This window comes from Roseimicrobium sp. ORNL1 (genome assembly GCF_011044495.1).
Classification (GTDB): Bacteria; Verrucomicrobiota; Verrucomicrobiia; order Verrucomicrobiales; family Verrucomicrobiaceae; genus Roseimicrobium.
Genome location: NZ_CP049143.1, coordinates 6214741 through 6232525, shown reverse-complemented (window position 1 = coordinate 6232525; position 17785 = coordinate 6214741). Strand labels below are relative to the sequence as shown.

General features: G+C 59.9%; 14 protein-coding genes. 1 reads left to right on the top strand and 13 read right to left on the bottom strand.

Annotation, left to right across the window (positions count from 1 at the left end; genetic code table 11):
• Window positions 1-786: 786 nt before the first annotated feature.
• The 9 genes from G5S37_RS24925 to G5S37_RS24885 form a co-directional block, all read right to left on the bottom strand.
• Window positions 787-2031 carry a tyrosine-type recombinase/integrase gene (locus G5S37_RS24925; RefSeq protein WP_165207708.1) on the bottom strand — a complete coding sequence of 415 codons (1245 nt, stop codon included), beginning with the start codon at window positions 2029-2031 and terminating at the stop codon, window positions 787-789.
• A 165-nt stretch (window positions 2032-2196) separates the two neighbouring features.
• Complete coding sequence (locus G5S37_RS24920) at window positions 2197-2595, bottom strand: hypothetical protein (RefSeq protein WP_165207706.1); 399 nt, start codon at window positions 2593-2595, stop codon at window positions 2197-2199.
• An 18-nt stretch (window positions 2596-2613) separates the two neighbouring features.
• Window positions 2614-3129 carry a GDYXXLXY domain-containing protein gene (locus tag G5S37_RS24915; protein ID WP_165207704.1) on the bottom strand — a complete coding sequence of 172 codons (516 nt, stop codon included), beginning with the start codon at window positions 3127-3129 and terminating at the stop codon, window positions 2614-2616.
• Window positions 3122-4198 (bottom strand): DUF4401 domain-containing protein, encoded by a 1077-nt coding sequence (locus tag G5S37_RS24910; RefSeq protein ID WP_165207702.1) that lies wholly within the window; start codon window positions 4196-4198, stop codon window positions 3122-3124. The genes G5S37_RS24915 and G5S37_RS24910 overlap by 8 nt, the downstream gene beginning before the upstream one ends.
• 5 nt (window positions 4199-4203) lie before the next feature.
• Window positions 4204-5175, bottom strand: a complete 972-nt coding sequence (locus G5S37_RS24905; RefSeq protein ID WP_165207700.1) for a DUF2157 domain-containing protein — start codon at window positions 5173-5175, stop codon at window positions 4204-4206.
• Window positions 5176-5287: 112 nt separating this feature from the next.
• Window positions 5288-7855, bottom strand: coding sequence for a phosphatidylglycerol lysyltransferase domain-containing protein (locus G5S37_RS24900; protein ID WP_165207698.1), 2568 nt, complete (start codon window positions 7853-7855; stop codon window positions 5288-5290).
• A 194-nt stretch (window positions 7856-8049) separates the two neighbouring features.
• A complete protein-coding gene (locus G5S37_RS24895; RefSeq protein ID WP_206026132.1) occupies window positions 8050-9147 on the bottom strand; it encodes a hypothetical protein in 1098 nt (365 codons plus the stop codon).
• Between the two features lie 275 nt (window positions 9148-9422).
• Window positions 9423-9773 (bottom strand): hypothetical protein, encoded by a 351-nt coding sequence (locus G5S37_RS24890; protein WP_165207687.1) that lies wholly within the window; start codon window positions 9771-9773, stop codon window positions 9423-9425.
• A 12-nt stretch (window positions 9774-9785) separates the two neighbouring features.
• Entirely contained in the window at window positions 9786-10112 is a 327-nt protein-coding gene (locus G5S37_RS24885) for a hypothetical protein (protein ID WP_165207684.1), read from the bottom strand.
• Between the two features lie 166 nt (window positions 10113-10278).
• Between G5S37_RS24885 and G5S37_RS24880 the strand changes: the two genes are divergently transcribed.
• A complete protein-coding gene (locus tag G5S37_RS24880; RefSeq protein ID WP_165207682.1) occupies window positions 10279-10428 on the top strand; it encodes a hypothetical protein in 150 nt (49 codons plus the stop codon).
• A gap of 118 nt (window positions 10429-10546) precedes the next feature.
• On the opposite strand, the gene G5S37_RS24875 is transcribed toward G5S37_RS24880, so the two are convergent.
• The 4 genes from G5S37_RS24875 to G5S37_RS24860 form a co-directional block, all read right to left on the bottom strand.
• On the bottom strand, window positions 10547-13621 hold the full coding sequence (locus tag G5S37_RS24875) for a c-type cytochrome (protein WP_165207680.1): 3075 nt from the start codon (window positions 13619-13621) through the stop codon (window positions 10547-10549).
• Window positions 13622-13748: 127 nt separating this feature from the next.
• Window positions 13749-15230: an OmpA family protein gene (locus tag G5S37_RS24870; RefSeq protein ID WP_165207678.1), complete on the bottom strand. Its 1482-nt coding sequence runs from the start codon at window positions 15228-15230 to the stop codon at window positions 13749-13751.
• 126 nt (window positions 15231-15356) lie between these two features.
• A complete protein-coding gene (locus G5S37_RS24865; RefSeq protein WP_165207676.1) occupies window positions 15357-16646 on the bottom strand; it encodes a trypsin-like peptidase domain-containing protein in 1290 nt (429 codons plus the stop codon).
• 235 nt (window positions 16647-16881) lie between these two features.
• On the bottom strand, window positions 16882-17781 hold the full coding sequence (locus G5S37_RS24860) for a PPK2 family polyphosphate kinase (protein ID WP_165207674.1): 900 nt from the start codon (window positions 17779-17781) through the stop codon (window positions 16882-16884).
• Between the last annotated feature and the right edge of the window lie 4 nt (window positions 17782-17785).

The window sequence follows — 17785 nt, the reverse complement described above, 5'->3', positions numbered from 1 at the left end:
CCATCACCTTCTAAGTGCGGGGCGGTCGGGCGAGAGTCCACCGCCCTTCTTTATGCCGACACGCGGCCCGCCTTCCGCTTTGCGGTCGTGCTGACGGCTTCCACCGTGAGCGCCTCAAGCGCAGACTGAACTGCGGTTGGATTGTATCGCACTGCTCGTTCTGACAACCTGACGACGGGAATCACGCGGCGACGCGTGAGACTTTGAACTCCGCGAACCGTCAAACCTAAAAGAGGTGCCAGTTCATGTATCTTCAAGAGCTGCCCGAGAGGGCTTTTGTTAGTTGGTGCTTGTGTATGCATGATACACGTGCTTTCCTTGTCAACACGGACCAGCACTTAGCACATATGGAAGAGACACCTAAGCGCCTCGTTTCCAGGGAGGAATTCGCCAAGTTGGCTGGTCTTCATCCCCGCCGAATCTCCGCTTTGGCGCGTGAGGGGAAGATCTCTGGACTTGAGCCAGTGCGGAAAGGTAGCTTGGAGCGCTACTTTCCAGCCGTTCTAAGCGACGAAATGCTAATTTGGGCCTGTGACCAGAAGGATGTCGTTAGCCGGAAGCGGAAGATTCGACGACGGGCGAAACGTCGCGAAGAGGTGATGGATTGGAGCGATGTGGTCTACGCAACACGCGCGATGTCCAAAATCATCTCGCGGATAAAAAGAGGGCCTCGATCCATTGAGGAGTTGTACTGGGTACACGTGCGAATGGTAGATCTTGTGGCCGTCTACAATGATTTAACGAAACACATCTTGAACAGCAACGACAGAGAGCACATAGCGTTGCTTAAGTCGGACTGGAGTCGCAAGTTGAAATCGGTTCCTTGGAGGGCCTCACCTCCCAATACCTCTCCGCCTCCGCAGGCCTCACGATTTGCCGGTAGTGCGCAAAAATAAGCGCGTTCGTCGTGTGTCCCATCTCGAGCGCCAGTTTTGCGGCGTCGTTGTGGTGGGCAAGATGGTAGCTGGCAAAGCTATGCCTGAGCGCATTGGCTGGCCATGGCCTCAGCTTGGTGCCTGATTGCTTCTCCTCCGCTGTCTCAGTCCCCGGCGTACCGAATCCCGCAGCCCTGGCTGCATCTTCGAATAGACGCCTCCCGCGCTTCTCCTTCACTGGCCACACCTTGCCCGTGCTATGCGCAAAGGGAGCGAGCCACGCGGCCAGATTGTCGGACATGTGAACCGTGCGCCGCCGCGCTGACTTCGCATTGGTAGCCAGTACCTCCACGAACCTCTCTGCCACATTCACGGACCGCCATTCGATGCGCTCGAGTTCTGCGCGGCGCAGGCCGGCAAAAGCGCCGATGGCAATCGCGGGCAGGATCTCGGGGTGCGCGGCTGTGAGAAGTGCCCGCACCTCATCCGGCGTGAGGATGCCCACCTCTCCCGACACGACCTTTGCGACCGCTGTTTTCCCGGCCTCATTTCCGGTACACCATTTGCGGCCCTCGGCGAAGGACCACAAAGCTACCGCGTACCTGCGGTAGCCGTTCTTCGTGGCAGTGGAGACGCCCAACCCATCCAACCATGCGTCGAGCTCCTCAGCGGTCACCATGGCAATGGAGCGCTCTCCGAAGGTCTGGCAGAGGTTCCCCAAGCGTATGCGGATGTCTTTCAGGTGGGCCTTGGAAAGTCCGCGGGACACTGAACTGGCCTCGTAGGCATCAGCAGCCTCGCGCACCGTCCTGGACGTCTGCAACGCTCGCAAGTGAGGCACGAAGAATTCAGCGGCATCGACCAGCGTCTTCCCAAAGGGCGCCAGCAGCGCCAGTGCGCGTTCGGCGTCTAACCGGTCGTCATTCTCCAGGGTGAAGTAACCGGTGCCTTCATTCTGCCGGCGGATCCTAGCCTGACGCGCCACTTCGAGCGCCTCCTCCATGGAGGCCTTGAAAACTCGTGAGCCCTGGCCTTTGCATCTCGTGTCCACAAGGAACGCCTCAGTGCCGTTGCGGTACTCGATTCTCTTCACGACAGGCCACTCGCGGCGCTTGGGTTTACCCTTCTTGGTGGCGGTCTTCTTCGTCGCTGCCATACTTGCACATATTGGCAGTATTTTGGCAGTCAGTCAATCTTTCCCTAGTGCCACAATGAAAGGCGCGGGACTGTAAATCCACTGGCTTACGCCTACGGTGGTTCGAACCCACCCCTGCCCACCATCCTCCACAAAAGTGGAGGACCATCGGCCACAAGAGGATGGTCAGATGTTTTCAACCACGTAGACGTGCCGGTAAACAGGCACGCCAGGGCGAATCTCCTCGATAACGAAGCCCCGTTTCTCGAGCAATCGACGCAGCTTGGGATTGGGTTTGGGACAATTCACGGCGTGTACCCGCCAGTCCACCTGGACGTAGCCGTTGGTCTGCGCGTATCTTTCCGCGAGCTTCCACAACACGGGGAGCACGCCTTCGCCACCGCCATCAATGTGAGCCAGCTCCATGACCAGCGTGGAGTGCTCGATAGCGAATTCACCCAGCACCTCTGCAGTTCCCGCCCGGAAAACGATGGGATCGCCGGTGAAGATGAGTTGATCAAAATGTTCCTTCGGCAGACCCAGGATTTCATCGGGTGTCAGGCCTTCGATGGTGATCGTCCTCATGCGGCAGAAGCGGATCGCCTAGCCCTTTGGTGAAGTTGGCGGCCCAAGCTTCTCCCGATCTTTGCCAAGCATAGCTACCAGCAGCATCTCTCCTGAAGGAGAGACACGAAACTCCCCATAGCGTGCGCCCTCATAGAGCTTCGCGTGTCCTTCCTGGAAGAACCACGCATTCGTCGCGAACTTCACCTGATGTTCCCGTATGCGGTAGCGCAGCAGAATTTCGTCCGGGGCGAGGGTTTCTCCAGCGTGTTGGCGCACATAACGAGCGATGCCATTGGCTTCCGGCTTCACGACAACGTGACCATCCCTTGCTTCTCTGTCTTCTTCTTTCCGGGACGTTCCCCTCTGTACTTCGTTGGCGACCTGGAATCGGAGAGCCATGTAGTCCCCCTGCATGAGTGAACGGGGATCCACCGGGGCGAGTTCCAAGCGGACCTCCTTGCCGGTAGCGATCTGATGTTCCCGCTGGGAGATGGTCCAGTTTACGAGGGCCAGCGTGGCGAGCCCGGTGGCGATGACGATCCATTTACGCATGAGTTGTCTCCTCCTTGTTCAGTGCCGGCCACCAGTGGTGCGATGCAAACCTTAGTCCGAGCAGAGCCGTGCCGGTGAGCATCATGATCACGGACTTCTCCAGCAGCGTGATGTGGAGCGCATAGTAGTAATACGAAAGATAAGCAAGAAGCGCCAGGACACCAAGACCAGTCAGGACGCGATTGCCATTGGCAAAACCCAGCAGGAGGATAAGCGCGCCGGGAGCAAGGCCCGGTGCCTTGATGGAGGCCAGAGCCAGCACGATGGCGAGTGCGAGCGCTGCTTTGCCCGCGCCGGATGTGAGCGAGACCTTTTCTCGTTGGAGCAGCAACAGTGTCGCACCAATCATCACGGCGACGATGAGAGCGGCTCCCGCATACGCGACTATTTGGAGGAACTCTGGGGCTACAGGGATGTTGTCGTAACCGGTCCAGTCGAACTCGCCCGGATTCATGTAGCTCGCGATCAGCGCCGTGAGCGTGATGCCGTAGCCACAGGCGCGCACCAGCTCATTCTGCTTGGGAAGTTTGAATTCTCGCAGCCATGCCACGGCCAAGCCGGCAGTGAGCAGCGGCAGTATCAGCGCATGCAGGTCCAGTCCTCCGAGGGCAATGCACAGCGCCAGCGCACTGGTGCCAGCAGCCCAGACCCGATGCACAAAATTCGGCATCGCCACGAAGAGGATGGCCTGCTGGACAGCCACAATGAACGCCACGGTCGTGGAGGAATGACTTATCCACCGCCCCATGCCTAGCATCATCAGGACCTGACCGGCTATGGCGACCGCCAGACCAAACTGGGATGAGAAGTCCCCATTCCGTCTCAAGCGGAAGATGGCTGCGGCGCCACCGCACGCGAAGGCGCCGATGACCCAGTAGGCTTCTGTTTCCATGGTGGCAAGCGACAGCCCTGTGCCGACGAAGCCAACAAGGAACATGGCTCCCAGCCAACCTGCCACACCCAGCATGGCACGCACAAACCAGGGGCTGTGTTTTTCGTTCTGTTCAGAGAGGTCACCCTCAACGAGGGCGCTCTGCTGAAGCAGGGACCAGAGTTCGTTTTTGCTCATGGCTTTCATACGGTTTCCTCCTCAGCCGCTACTTGCTTCAACCACCACCCGCCTGCTGCCGAGATGCCAATCACGATCAATCCGATGAAGAGAAACGCGGGCGCGGACTCAAAACGGACTTCCTTGAGGATGGCGGTCACCACCACCAGAATGAGCGAGAGCAGGCCTCCGGCGAGCACGAAAAGATCCGTCACCAGATAGCGATACACCAGGAAGGCGGCGATCATCCATGCGACCCATCCCCCTACCTCCCAAGCAAGATCATGGGGAGAATCGATGATGCCATACATGGCCAGTGTTGTGGCCAGCCCACCACTGGCGACGGCGAGCACTCGCACCGACCAGCGCTCGCGAAGCCACTTCACACCCAGGGCGGCGAGACTTTCCCAAACCACCAGTGCTAGGGTGTTGAAGCCGAAGAGCGCCCACAGCAGTGCTTCAGGCCGGAACAAGAAGCCCCACATCCGGCCCATCGTGGTGTAGTACAAGCTGATGGCCACATTCAACAACGCCAGCCAGATCAGCCAGAGCGCCGGAAACCGAGCAACCAAGGTCCATGGCAGGATCGCCAGCGCCCAGACCGCGAAGAGCTCAAACGTATCCGCACCGGTCTGGTAGGTCTGGCCCACCAAAGCGAGCAATGCACCTACGAGGAGCGTAACGGCAAGCAGCGCTGCCTTTCCCACCGCGCTGTCCACACCTGCCTTCCATATCACGATGAGCCCTGCGAGAATCGGAGCCTGAACGAGGGCGAACTTGGCGAAGCGACCCAGGTCCTGCCAGTTGTATGCAAAAAAGAAAATCACCCCTGCTCCCAAGAGCACCGCGCCGAAGGACAGCAGCACCTTGTCGAAAAAGTTCCGCCACTGCGATTCATTCGGCAGGGCTCCCGCCACCTCCAGCGCCTTGCGTACATGCTCCGGAGGAATGCGCCCCTGCCGGGCCCATTCGAGAATTTCGTCACGCGCTTTCGCCATGGCGGGACCCTACTGGATATCAACTCCCGGCCCAATACATAATCGTGGGGGCATTGTTGATTTCCTCAATGTACTGCCAGGATCCGGTTGTCTTGCGCAACGAGTGGAGTCACTACGACCGCACCAGTCCCACGAATCCCTTTGGCAGATGCACCCCTGCAATCGCCAGGCCCACCATGGCGAGACTCACGCGGGGACGGTAGGCCAGGTAGCGGCCCTGCCAGTCGGGCAGGTACTTCTTCTTGAAGTTGAAGAGGCTCTTGTAGCCGTAGAATTTGTCGAAGTTGTCGAAGAGGAATCTTACGGCGCGCTCTTCACGACTCTCCAGCTTTTCACCGTCGACGGCAAGCACGTTGGCGAGGGGGGCATTGCCCAGGCTCACTTCCTTCACACCGGAGGCCTTGAAGTGATCGATGGCTTCCACGATGAGGAAATCCATCACGTCCTTGAACTCGTTGCGCCCGCGCATGAGGTCGAGGCTGCGCCCCCTGCCGCCATCATAGCAGAGCCAGGTGGCGAAGGTTTCAATGCGACCCTCCGGATTGCGCACGATCGCGCAGCCATGTTCCCGGATGAACTCCAGGCTGAAGGAACCGAGGTCGAAGGTCATCTCTCCACCATGTTTGAGATCGAGCCAGTGCTGGGAGATGAGTTGTACCTGCGCTTCCAGGCCGTGATCCGGATGCGGCTTCGCATCATACCACTGGAAGGTCAGGCCCGCCTTCTGCGCCTTGTTGCGCGCCGTGCGGAGGTTCTGGAACTTGCCGCCCTGAAGCTTGAACTCGGCGGTATCCAGCCGAGCATCCTCACCCACCTTGAACGTCACGAAACCCAGCTCCTCATAGAGCGTGCGCTGGCTCATGTGCGAGCAGTAGAAGAGGGGCTCCCAGTCCTGCCGCGCGCAGAATTCCGCAAAGGTACGCACCATTTCGGCTCGCTTGGAAGATTCACAGATGGGATCTGCCAGCACCACGGCGAACTTCCTCCACAAGGCATAGGCCACCACGCCATCTCCATCGTCACTGAAGAAGTACCGCTTGTCGCTAAGCAGCGCGAAGCCGTTCATGGGATCCGCACCGTGTGTGGCGATGATGTTCTTCACCTTGGCGCGCTCTTCGTCGGTGGCCTCAGGGTAGCGGCGCTTCAGGACGGGACGCAGCAGAAGCGCCAGGACCAAGATGGCACTCACTAGGCTGCCTGCTCGCAGCGTCGCCAGGAAGCTGCGCGCGGCACGGCTGCCATCGCGGTCCAGCTCGGACTTCTGCATCACCACGGCAGCGGCGGCGCCTTGAGAGCACTGGGACCACGAGAGCGCCTCGCCGAAGTTGCCGCGCTCGCTCAATTGCCGCAGGCCGATGGTGCCATAGACGAACAGGGCCAGTGCGAGCACGGCCGCCATGATCCAGCCCAGTCGCATCGAGGGGGCATCCGAGCGCGCGATGAATTCCTTCCTCCATCGCACCAGCGGAATGATCAAGATGGCGGCGGCAACCGCGTGATGCCAGTCAAACGCCCGTGCGAGATGCAGCACCGCGGAAATGCTCAGCATGCCGAGCGCCAGCATCCACGCGATGTGCTTCCGCCGGCGCAGTCCACGCGCGAGGGACAGCAGCGCCAGACCGGAGAGCAGCAGGAGCAGGCGGCTCTTCTCAGTCACGCCCAGAGGCACCCACTGTTCCATCCACGCCAGCACGCCGGGAGGTTTTTGGAAGAGAGCCTCCAGCAAGTCCACCGCGCCCATCACGGCCACGGCGAGTACCAGCACGCGGATGGAGTGCTGGCGCGAAACGATGAAAAAGATCGCAAGACCAATCGCCAGTGCCGCTGCTGGCCAAAGGGGCGAGAGCCCAAAGGGCAGGCCCGGCTCAGGTGGCAGCGCCACCGCCGTGTCATCGCCCAGCACCCAATCCACCCCCCGCTGCAGGAGCGGTGCGAAGCTGTCTGCCGGTCCATCGAACCCATGGTTCGCGCCCCGCATGATGTAGAGCTGATGCGGCGAGGTGAGCCCCTGGACCCAGGCCGTCGAGGCCATGAAGTCCGCTCCCCCGTGGAACTGCGCGACCCGCAAGCCGGCAACGCCCTTGCTGAAATCAGAAAGGCTGAAGGTGCCCTGGCCGGTGGGGGTGATGCCCAGCTCATCCGTTGCACGCAAGCCATACCGGCCGCGGCTGTCCGCGCTCATGAGAACGAGCCCTTTCAAGCTCGGCGGCCGTCCTGCAAAAGCGCCCGCAGGCACGGCCTGTACCGCGCCCATGCTCCAGCCGCCGTAGATGATGGGCGTGTTGGCATCGCCCCCGCTGCGAGTCACCCCTTCATTCGCCAGCGTCGCCATGTCGCGCCCCAGCTTTTGTTGGTCGAAGTCCTTCTCCGCGTAGCTGCGCAGGTCGAACCCGATCACGTAGACGCCCACGTCCCGCAGCCAATGGCTGGCCGCGTCCTCCCAGGCAGACCATCCGCCATCGCCGGAGCCAAAGACGAACACGGCGCGCGGAGGGCGTTCGTCCGGTTCGTACAGGCGCACCGTGGCGCTCTGGTGCACCAGAGCCACCTCGGCTTTGGGCGCGGGAATCTCGTCTTCATCGCTCTGGCCCCATGCCGGGAGAGCAAGGCATGCGAGCAGGAGCAGGAGGGTGGTCGTGCTGCGAATACTGAAAATGGGATTTCTCCCCGGGGGCTTCATAAATGGTGCCGCATCATGGGCATGGCCAGTCTGCTTGCAATGCCTTCTTGGTAGCGGAATCGCGGGTCCGATCTATCACGAATATAGTTCGAATGTGGGTGTCTAGCAACCGTTCCATTCATTGCGGTATGCTGGAGGCAAACCAAGCCCCGGCAAAAGAGGACGCGGTTGCAGGACACCAACCTGACTCAACCCTAGGCAAGCGACGTGGCTTCCTCGATGAGATACCTCGAAAACATTTCGACGAATGGCAACCCGGTTAACGGTTCCAGAAATATGAACTGCCCCTGCGGATTGACCTCCAACCACACAGGCTCACCGCCTGGAGTCAACTTGATGTCAACAATGCCCATCTCCAATCCCAGCCGCTCAATGACCATGCGCACCCGGCGATTCAAGTCGTCGGGCACCTTCCACGGCGTGATCGATTCATCGAGATGCATCCGCCAGTCAAGGTTGTCGGTCTCGATGAGACCGCACATGGACCTGTCGCCGAAGTTGAGCAACCGCAAGTGCTTGGTGCCCTCGATACACTCCTGGTAGATCGCTGGCGACGCGCTGTATGCCTCGTCCGAAAAGAACGAGGGGTCGGCTATCTTTTTGGTTTCAAGAGTGAGATCGGCACCGACGACCGTTTTGACAATTACCTTGCCATCACACTCCAAGAAGAACTTTCCCACTTCGTCTGCTGATTGGGTGACTATCGTCTTCGGGACTCGGAATCCACAAGCCCGGGCGACCTCCTGCTGGTAGAGCTTGTCAGATGCCCGAAAAGTTGCTTCCGGATGGGAAATCCATTTCCCCCGGAAGTGAGTTGCAAGATAGCCCGAAAGCGCGCCGCGACAGTCATTGTTAACAAGATGGTAGCCATCTTCCTCCGTGAGGGGCGTGTTGAGGTTTTGATTGGCCCTGGGGCGTCGCAGCCAAATCACACGGGTCTGCGAAATCGCAATTGGACTCCCATCGGACGTCAGGACCCAGTCCCTGCCAGCATCCACTCCGACGGCATAGTGAATATTTCGTCCTTGGGCGAGTTGGTCACATTCGATGATGTGGCAGTCGGGGTATCCAAGACGACGGACCTGTCCGCAGATTGCGACGGCATGCACATCATTGCGGACTGTGACGATCGCGATCATTGCCATGTCTCTCCTGGCGCTCGTGTCGATCCGGCCGGGCGAACGACCGGATCGACACCGGCGTTGCTCAAGCAGCGTCGCATTGGTCGCTTGTATAACGGCCATTGACGCAGCAGCCGCATTCCGCCCGTATCCCTGGCAGTTGCGATTCATCCAATGAAATCCCATACTGGGCGTACAAGTCGTCCTGCCACTGCTTCAATTCTTCTGGGGACTCCAACTTAATATATGGGACGTCCTGTGCTACCAGGACGATCGGACGTCCACTCTTTTCCCTGCGTGCTTCATCAAACTCGGCACCTAATGCCGTTCGTGGTTTTTCTTTTCCCATATTGGCACTCCTTTCAGTTTGGAATGTTTATCGTTCGTGGTTTCGGCTTTATGGCAGGCTCGTGTGGTTGAAATGCACGCCCTGGAAAGGGATCTGCTCATGCGTCACCCAGGATGTTATGTGGTTTGAGTTTGCCGGGCTTAATCTCGACAAGGGAGGGTGCACGTTTTTTTACGGAGATGCGATAACCAACGCCACGCTTAAGGGCCGCGGGGGCGATATGCATGGCACCATGCATCTGAATGTCGTGACCATCCTTCACGGCATGGGCAGACGCCATGTCCTCAAGCTCCTTCTTATCAGGCGGCTTTATGCCGTTTGTGGCGCTGAAGAAATGAACATGGCAAATCACTCCCGTTTGCTTATTATAGAGGATGACAGCGACTTCTGGTGCTAGCAGTTTGTCGGCAGAGGGAGACGATGGTCGCGTTTTTGGATGTTTCGCCATGACTCTTGATGGTTAGAAGTAGAACACGCTGGCCTGAGCGAAAGCCTCTGCACCCCGCGCAGAAAGGGCGAAAGTAACCGCGATCACCTGGCCGCTGTAGTGTGAATTGTGGGCGAAGTCGTGGAATTCGGCAGGAGGGCCAAAAGGAGGGGTAACACTCCTGATCCAGGCGCCTGCCCCCATCGCATTAAGTGTCGTGAGATGGGACAACGAAACGGTTGCAAAGATAGCCCTTCCGTTAGGGGCGCTACCTGTGTAAACGGTATGATACGCGGTACTCGGCGTATTAGCGTTCGGCGAATAGGCGTACAGCCAGGCGGTGTTCAGGTTGTGAATCATGGTTTCATTCAGGCCCTGCAAGGGGCCACGGTATTGAAGTTGTTTTCAAAATTCGCACACGGAACAGAAGTCGTAGATCGGAGGAACTCGGACACCTTCGACGGCACATGCCTGGATGAAGATAGGAATTCATCCAGGCATGCGCTTTCCCGGTGCGGAACCCCTCATGGATTTTAAATTTTTTTACGGACCCTACGGGCGCGATCAAGTAACGCTGGTGCGTGAGGGCAAATCATTCGCGGTGCCGATGGCGCGGCTCGCGCCCGAGAGCCAGGCACTGGCCCGCAAGCTGGCGGGAGGAAATGTGGTCCCTTAATTCTTGTTCGGTCTACTTCCGCATGTGCCAAAAAAAGCAGCCCGACCTTTTTGAAAGGCCGGGCTGCGGGATGATAACTGGTTCGTGATGGTCGCGCGGAACGCGAACCACATCTCGCTTACTTGAACATCGGGTCTTCTTTGTTCCCCTTGCTCAGCAGGTAGGCCATCAGATCCAGGATATCGCTTTCAGACAGCGTGTTCAGCAGGCCGGGGGGCATCATGCTCACCTTGCTCTGCTCCATGCTCTTCACCAGTTTGCGATCGACCGCCTGGGTGGCGTTGGGATCCATCATGTTGATGTTAAGCGTGATGCGATCACCGGCCAGGTTCATGATGCGGCCGAAGACCTTGCTGCCGTCGTTGAGCGTGACTTCGAGCTGGCCATACTGGTCGCTGATTTCCTTGCTCGGTTCTACGATGTGCACCAGCAGGTCACGCACGCTGTACTTGCCGGCCACACTCGTGAGGTCGGGTCCGATGGCGCCGCCTTCCTGGCCGAAGCGGTGGCAGGCGAAGCACGTGGCCTGGCCGAAGAGGTTGCGTCCGTTCTCGAATTTGCGTCCGCCTTCCAGACCCACGCCGAGGAGGTGGTCCAGATCCGCCATGGTGTAGTTCTTTACGAAGCTGCGCGGGGTGAAGGTGAACTGCGGCATCTTGATATCCGGTTTGGCTTCCAGGATTGGCTTGAGTGCCACCTTCTCCGCATCCGTCAGTCCGAGTTCGGCGTCCTTGCGGATGTCCTGCATGAAGAGGCTGAAGCTCGCGCCGCCCTTGTAGGTGGGCGCGCGCAGGCAGACCCACTTGAAGAAGCGCTCGCGCAGCTCCGGCGTCCATCCATTCTTCGCGAAGCGCAGGCTCATGGCGTGCGCGATCTGTTCTTCCTGCGTGGGCGCGGTGTCCACGAGGGCCACGGCCTTGGGAAGGAACGCAGCGTCACCCAGGTAGGTGAGCACTTCGGTGAGGTCCACGTTCAGCCAGGGATCGCTGGTGGGGAAGAGCTTTGAGAGCTTCGCTGCTGTCTTTTCCTTCAGAGCTCCTTCCGGTTCACCGAAACGGGAGAGCGCGAGGTAGTAGTCGCGCACATACGTTTCGCGATCGAGGCCCTTGAGCGTGGCAAAATCAATCTTGTCCAGCGAGGCGAGGATCTGGGGCAGGAGAGCCTTGTCACCCTTGCCGCTGCGGGCCAGCGCCATGAGTGCCGTCAGTGAAGCGCGGGGATTCGTTTCATTGAGCGCGCGGTCCTTCCAGCTTTCCACCGGCTGATGTTCCACTGCGATGCGTGCCGCGAAGCGGATGAAGCGGTCCTCGTGACCGAGGTGCGGCCAGGCGAAGTCCACCGCCTTCGCATCGACCTTGTGATAGGCCTCTAGTTCGCGGCGCAGCTTGTGGAGCGCTTCCGTCGAGTCTGCGGTACCTGCAGCACCATCGAAGCCCACGGTCTTCGTCTCCACCGTGGCGGCCTGCAGTTCCTTGAGTGAAAGCGTGCCAGTGCCCGTCTTAGTCATCGCGGGAGCCTTGGCAGCAGTATCACCGCTATAAGTCACGCGATACAGACCACTCTGCACACGACGACCACCGATGGTCACATACATGGCGCCGTCCTTCGGAGAAATAAGCACGTCGGTCAGAGGAAGCGGCTGCGCGGCCATGAATTCCTCGAAGTCTGCGGTGTAGCCCGCGCCGCTCTTCTTCAGATGCACGGCGTACATCTTTCCGTAGCTCCAGTCGCAGATGTAGAAGGCGTCCTGATACTTCTGGGGGAAGGCCTTGGCTCCATAACCAAACGCCACACCCGTGGGTGAGCCGGGGCCGATGTCCACGGTGGGAGGCAGGCTGTCTTCCCAGCGTACGGGCCACTTCTTCGAGAGTGAGCGCCAGCCGAATTCACCACCGCTGAGCACATGGCACACGCGGGTCGGGCGGTACCAGGGCACACTGAAATCCCACTCCATGTCCGCGTCGAAGGTGAAGAGATCGCCATCCTTGTTGAAGGCGGCGTCATATTCATTGCGGAAGCCGGTGCAGATGAGTTCCCACGTTTTGCCTTCGGGATCCGTCTTTGCCACCCAGCCACCGGGTGCCATCACTTCACGCATGAAACCACGACCAATGAGCGGATCGAGCAGACGGTCTTCCGCCCAGTGCTGCGGCACGCGGCTGCTGTTCAGCTCGGTGATGGGCGTCTGGTTGCCCACGATGCAGTAGAGCGACTTGCCATCCGGCCCCACCACCACGGCGTGTGGGCCGTGCTCACCACCCTTGTTGGGGAAGGCGCGAAGCTGTTCCACCTTGTCGAACTGGTCATCGCCATTCGTGTCCTGGATGCGCCACAGGCCGCGCGGATACTTGTCCGAGTTCGTGATGGCGTACAGCGAGCCGAAGGCATACACGAGGCCCTGTGCTTCGCCGATTTCCGCAGGGATGGCTTCCACCTTGGTGTCGGTGGCCTTGCCTCCAAGCGCCGGCAGGGTCACGCGGTACAGCTTGCCATACTGGTCGCTCACGATGAGGCGCCCCTTGTCATCGAAGCAGGTGGCCACCCACGAGCCCTGTTCAGCCATGGGCACGCTGTAGAGCAGCTCGACCTTGAAGCCTTCCTTGAGCTTGATGTCCTTCACCGCGGTGGCTTCGGGCTTCTTCAGATCCGCCGCCTGTGCCAGGGTGTCGTCGTTCACTTTCTTCCAGGGGCCTTCGCCCAGCTTGGCCACCACGAAGGCGGGCTTCCATGCCTTGTCCGAGAAGTCGGCATTCTTCCAGCCCTCGTCTGCCTTGTCGCTTTGCTTCCAGGAGCCGTCAGTCACCACCTCGCGGTTACCCTTGGGTGTCTCCACCATCACCTTCACCAGCAGGCCGGCCTTGTCATTGCTGCCATTGCCGGCTTCCACGGCGATGACGTTTTTGCCATTCGCGGTGAAGGGGCTCAGGTCCTTCACCTGGATCTTATCCCAGCCGGCTCCCTTCAGCACTTCCTTGCCGTTCACATAGACGGTCATGTTGTCGTCGCTGGCAGCGTAGAGCCGCACAGTGTCCCTCGGATTTACCTCGAAGGTCTTCCTGAAGTAGACCTTTTGATTTGGCTTGGCTGTGGCCTCTGCCCAGATCCAGCTGGGCGATTCGGCGTGCATCAGCGCCGTGGGGGCGCCGGCCGCCAGCAGCGTGGCGGCGAGGAATGTACGGGTGAGTCTGGTCATGAGCGGATTGGAAAAGGAAAGAAGGGGAAGGGCCTGACAAAAAAGCAGGCACATCCAAACGACCCGGCACGAGCCCCCCTTTCAGCAGGAGAGGAGACATCACGCAGGAGGTGATTCTTCGCGTGGATTAAAAATCCAGCAGGATCTCCGCGCGCCGGTTGCGGGAGCGGCCCTCGGGATTGTCCGTGCCATCATTCTTCACATTCGGGCTCAGCGGGTTCGCCTTGCCGAAACCGATGGTGTCGATCTGGGCGACCGGCACGCCTTCATCCAGGAAGAATTGCTTCACGGCGTCCGCGCGCTTCTTGGAGAGGGACAGGTTGTACGCGTCACCCCCAAGGGCATCCGTATGGCCGCCGATTTTGATCTTCTTCGTGGGGCTGCTCTTCAGGATGCTTGCGATGACCCTGAGCTGGGCCTGCGCACGGGGATGCAGGATGTCGGAATCGTACTCGTAGTAGAGGGCAATGCTCTCGCCGCCCTTGGGGTTCTGCACCAGCGGCGTATAGGGCACACCGGCGGCGGTGGAGGAGCGGGCATTGTCCGCCAGTAGCTTGGAGAGGTTCAGCCCGATGACCCGCCATCCGTCGCCGTTCTTCTCCAGTTCCAGGCCGAACTCCGTCTCTTCCTTGAGCAGGTCGGACTGCACCTTGGCGATGATCCAGCTCGTGTTCTCCGTGGCGACGGTGGCCACGAGAGGTTTCCTCCCGGCGAGCTTGTACTTCCCATCTTCAAATACAATGCACAGGCCCGCGACTTTCATCGGAGGTACGCGTTCGCCGTCCACGAGACGGTTCACCGCGTCGTAGTCGAGCTTGAGCAGGTGCTCTACGAACTCGCTGGCGAAGGCGATCGCATCCGGACGCGCTTCGAGGATGAACAACGGCTTGGCTGGAGTGGTCTTCGGTGGGAGAGGCGCTCCTCCCTGTGGATTGATGGTGGGCGCGGCGGGGGCGGGTTGCGTAACTTCCACGGCTGCCATCACTTGCTGCAATTCCTTGGGGAGCCGCACTGTGCTGACCTTCCAGCCCATGTCGGGATCTTTCTGCACGTCGATCTGCAGGCGAATCTGCTCCTGCCCGCCACTTGAGGCTCTCACCAGGGGAATGGCGAGTCGCACAGCTGGTCCCACCTGTCCGATGGTCTGGATGAGGTCGGGCTGCGCCGGTTTGAAGCCCAGCTCTTTGATTTTGCTCAGCGCGGCCATGGCGCCAGCTTCTTGGGAAGGGTCTCCGCCCGCGATGATCTTGGCCGCAGAAGGCAGATCCCCGATCATCAGGCTGCGGGAGAGTTGCTCCGCCACGTCCACGGGGCGGGCAAAGCCGAGTACCGGAGCCGGCGTGGGTGCAGGTGCCGCAGTGGGCTGGCCAGCGGTACCCTGAGGACCAGTGCCGGGTGCCTGGGCTGTGGTGCCCTGTGTGGCGGGTGCGTTTGCTGCATCCTGAGCCGCTGCTTCCTGCGCCATGGCAGCCTCGCGCTCCGCATCGATCTTCTTCTTGGTGAAGAGAAAGAACACCAACCCGCTGATGGCCAGTGCCACCAGGATCAGGAGGATGGGGCCAAGCGCTCCACCCTGCGGATGGAATCGATTGCGGCGGGTTCGGGACATAAGCATCATGTGTTCCAGCCTGCCAATAATGCAACCCGACAGAGCCGGTTTGTCGAGGGGAATCAACCCCTGCAAAACCCTACGGGTGAATGGTCAAAAACGGATGGGTGCCCTCCTCGCGGCGAGTTACCTTCCCTGATACTGCGGCATTTGAGGAATCTGCGGTACCGGGGACACCTGCGGCTGCGGCTGGAGCACCGGGGATTCCGGGGACACCTGCGGCTGCTGCTGGGGACGCGGCTGCGGCACTACGGAGATTCTCACGATTTTCCCGGCACGCACCACCGTGACTTCCACCGGCTGGCCTGGTTTTGAGCGGCGGATGAAGCTCAGCAGTTGATTGGCAGACTCCACCCGGCGATCGCCGTACTTCGTGACCACGTCGCCCGGGCGCAGCCCGGCTCCTTGTGCTGGTGACCCTGCGCCCACATTGGTGATTTGGACTCCCAGGGAGCTGCCCTCCTGGGACTTCACGGTGACCACAGTGGGATCCACCACCAGGCCCAGGAAGCAATCGATCCGCGTGCGCTTCTGCAGCATGGCGTCCACCGATTCCTTGGCGTCATTTGCAGGGATTGCGAGGCCGATGCCCTGCCACGCATGTTGCTGCGCCTGACCTCCACCGGTGTAGATGGATTCATTCACCCCAATAATCTCCCCGCGAAGGTTCACCAGCGGGCCGCCGGAGTTGCCGGGAATGATGTTCGCATCCGTCTGCAGGAACTCCATGGCACTGTCCTGTGTCCAGCGTTGGGTGGCACTGATGATGCCCTGGGAAACGGTGCCGCTGAAGCCGAGAGGATTCCCCACGGCAAACACAATCTGACCCACTCGCACCTTGTCAGAGTCCGCAAAGGAGAGACGTGGGAAATTCGTCCGATTGCTCTGAATCCGGATGATGGCGAGATCCATGGCGGGATCCAAACCCACAACCTCTGCCGGGTAGGTGGTGTGGTCATTGGTGGTGACTTCAATTTGCCGGGCTCCGGCGACCACATGGTAGTTCGTTACCACATGTCCTTCCGCGGTGATGATGGCGCCGGACCCCAGCCCGCGCTGACGAACGACGGCGCCTCCCCGCATCGCTTCCAGGATGGTCCGCGGGCGCGTCGTGACCACGGACTCCGTATTGATGCTCACCACGGAGGGGAGCACAGCCGCCGCCAGCTTAGCGTACTCGGCATCGAGCATTTCCAGACCGGGAAGTTCACCCTTGGGTAGGGCGGGCTTGGGCTCGGGCAGCGAGGTAGGAGCGGGGGGGGGAGTGGGAGCGGTCTGGTCGGCGGAAGGTGGGGTACCCTTCAGCGCATCGAAGAGATCATATCCCGAACGGCCCTGGCGCCAGAAACTGTAGATCCACCCGACGAGAAGGAAGATGGCGATGACAAGGATGATGCGGCGAATCTGGGAGCCCATGGAAAATGAGGATGGCTGAGAAGCGTGGTCTGGTCTGGCCGGGTGGGTGGGTGGGTGGCTCGTGAACGATTGTGCAGGACCCTGCGCGGTCAAGGAGTAGGAATAGAATCGCACGGCACAGCCGAGGCAGTGCCGGGCACACTTTCGTGATCGCGGTGAACGAACGCGAGTGCTTTCTCCGAGGGGCAAATTCGCAAGAGGAAGTCGCCCTTCGTTGATCTGGGGATGGAGAAAGCTATTTACCCAGCTTTCCGAGCTCGGCTGCCAGCTTCTTCTTGCTGCGCGCCATGGCGGCCTTCTCGTCCTCGGGGAACTGGGGCCACTCCAGATGCAGCTTGCGCATTTCATGGCGCAGGACGCTGGCCACGATGAGGCGCATGTTCTTTTTGCTGTCACCAGGGATCACATACCAGGGCGAGTCCGGGGTGCCGGTCTTCCGGATGCACTCCTCATACGCATCCATGTACTCTTCCCAATGCTCACGTTCGGCGAGGTCACCTTCGTTGAACTTCCAGTTCTTGGAAGGGTCATCGATGCGGGCCAGGAAACGCTCGGCTTGTTCCTTGTGGGAGATGTGCAGGAAGAATTTCACCACATGCGTGCCATTGCGCGCGAGGTGCTTTTCGAAGTCGGTGATGCTCTCGTAGCGGTGCTGGTAGAGCTTCTTCATGTCCTTCGTCTTCGCCTCGGGCAGACGCTGATACTTCTGGATGATCTCCGGGTGCACCTTGCAGATGAGCACCTCCTCGTAGTAGCTGCGATTGAAGACGCCGATCTTGCCGCGTGGAGGCAGCCTCGTGGTGGAGCGCCAGAGGAAGTCGTGGTCGAGTTCATCGATCGTCGGCGCCTTGAAGGAGTGCACTTCCACCCCCTGTGGATTCACACCGGAAAACACATGCTCCACGGTGCTGTCCTTCCCCGCGGCATCCATGGCCTGGAACACCACCAGCATCGAGTGCCGGTCATGCGCATACATCTGCGCCTGCATTTCATTGATGTCGTCCCGCACGGAACTCAGCTTGGCCCGGTAGTCAGCATCGTCGGTGAACAATGCTTTGATTTTCGTGGGCAGTTTCCGCAGCCTGATGGGGGAGCTTTGGGGAAAACGGAACTGGGCAAGATCAATTTTCGGCATGCGC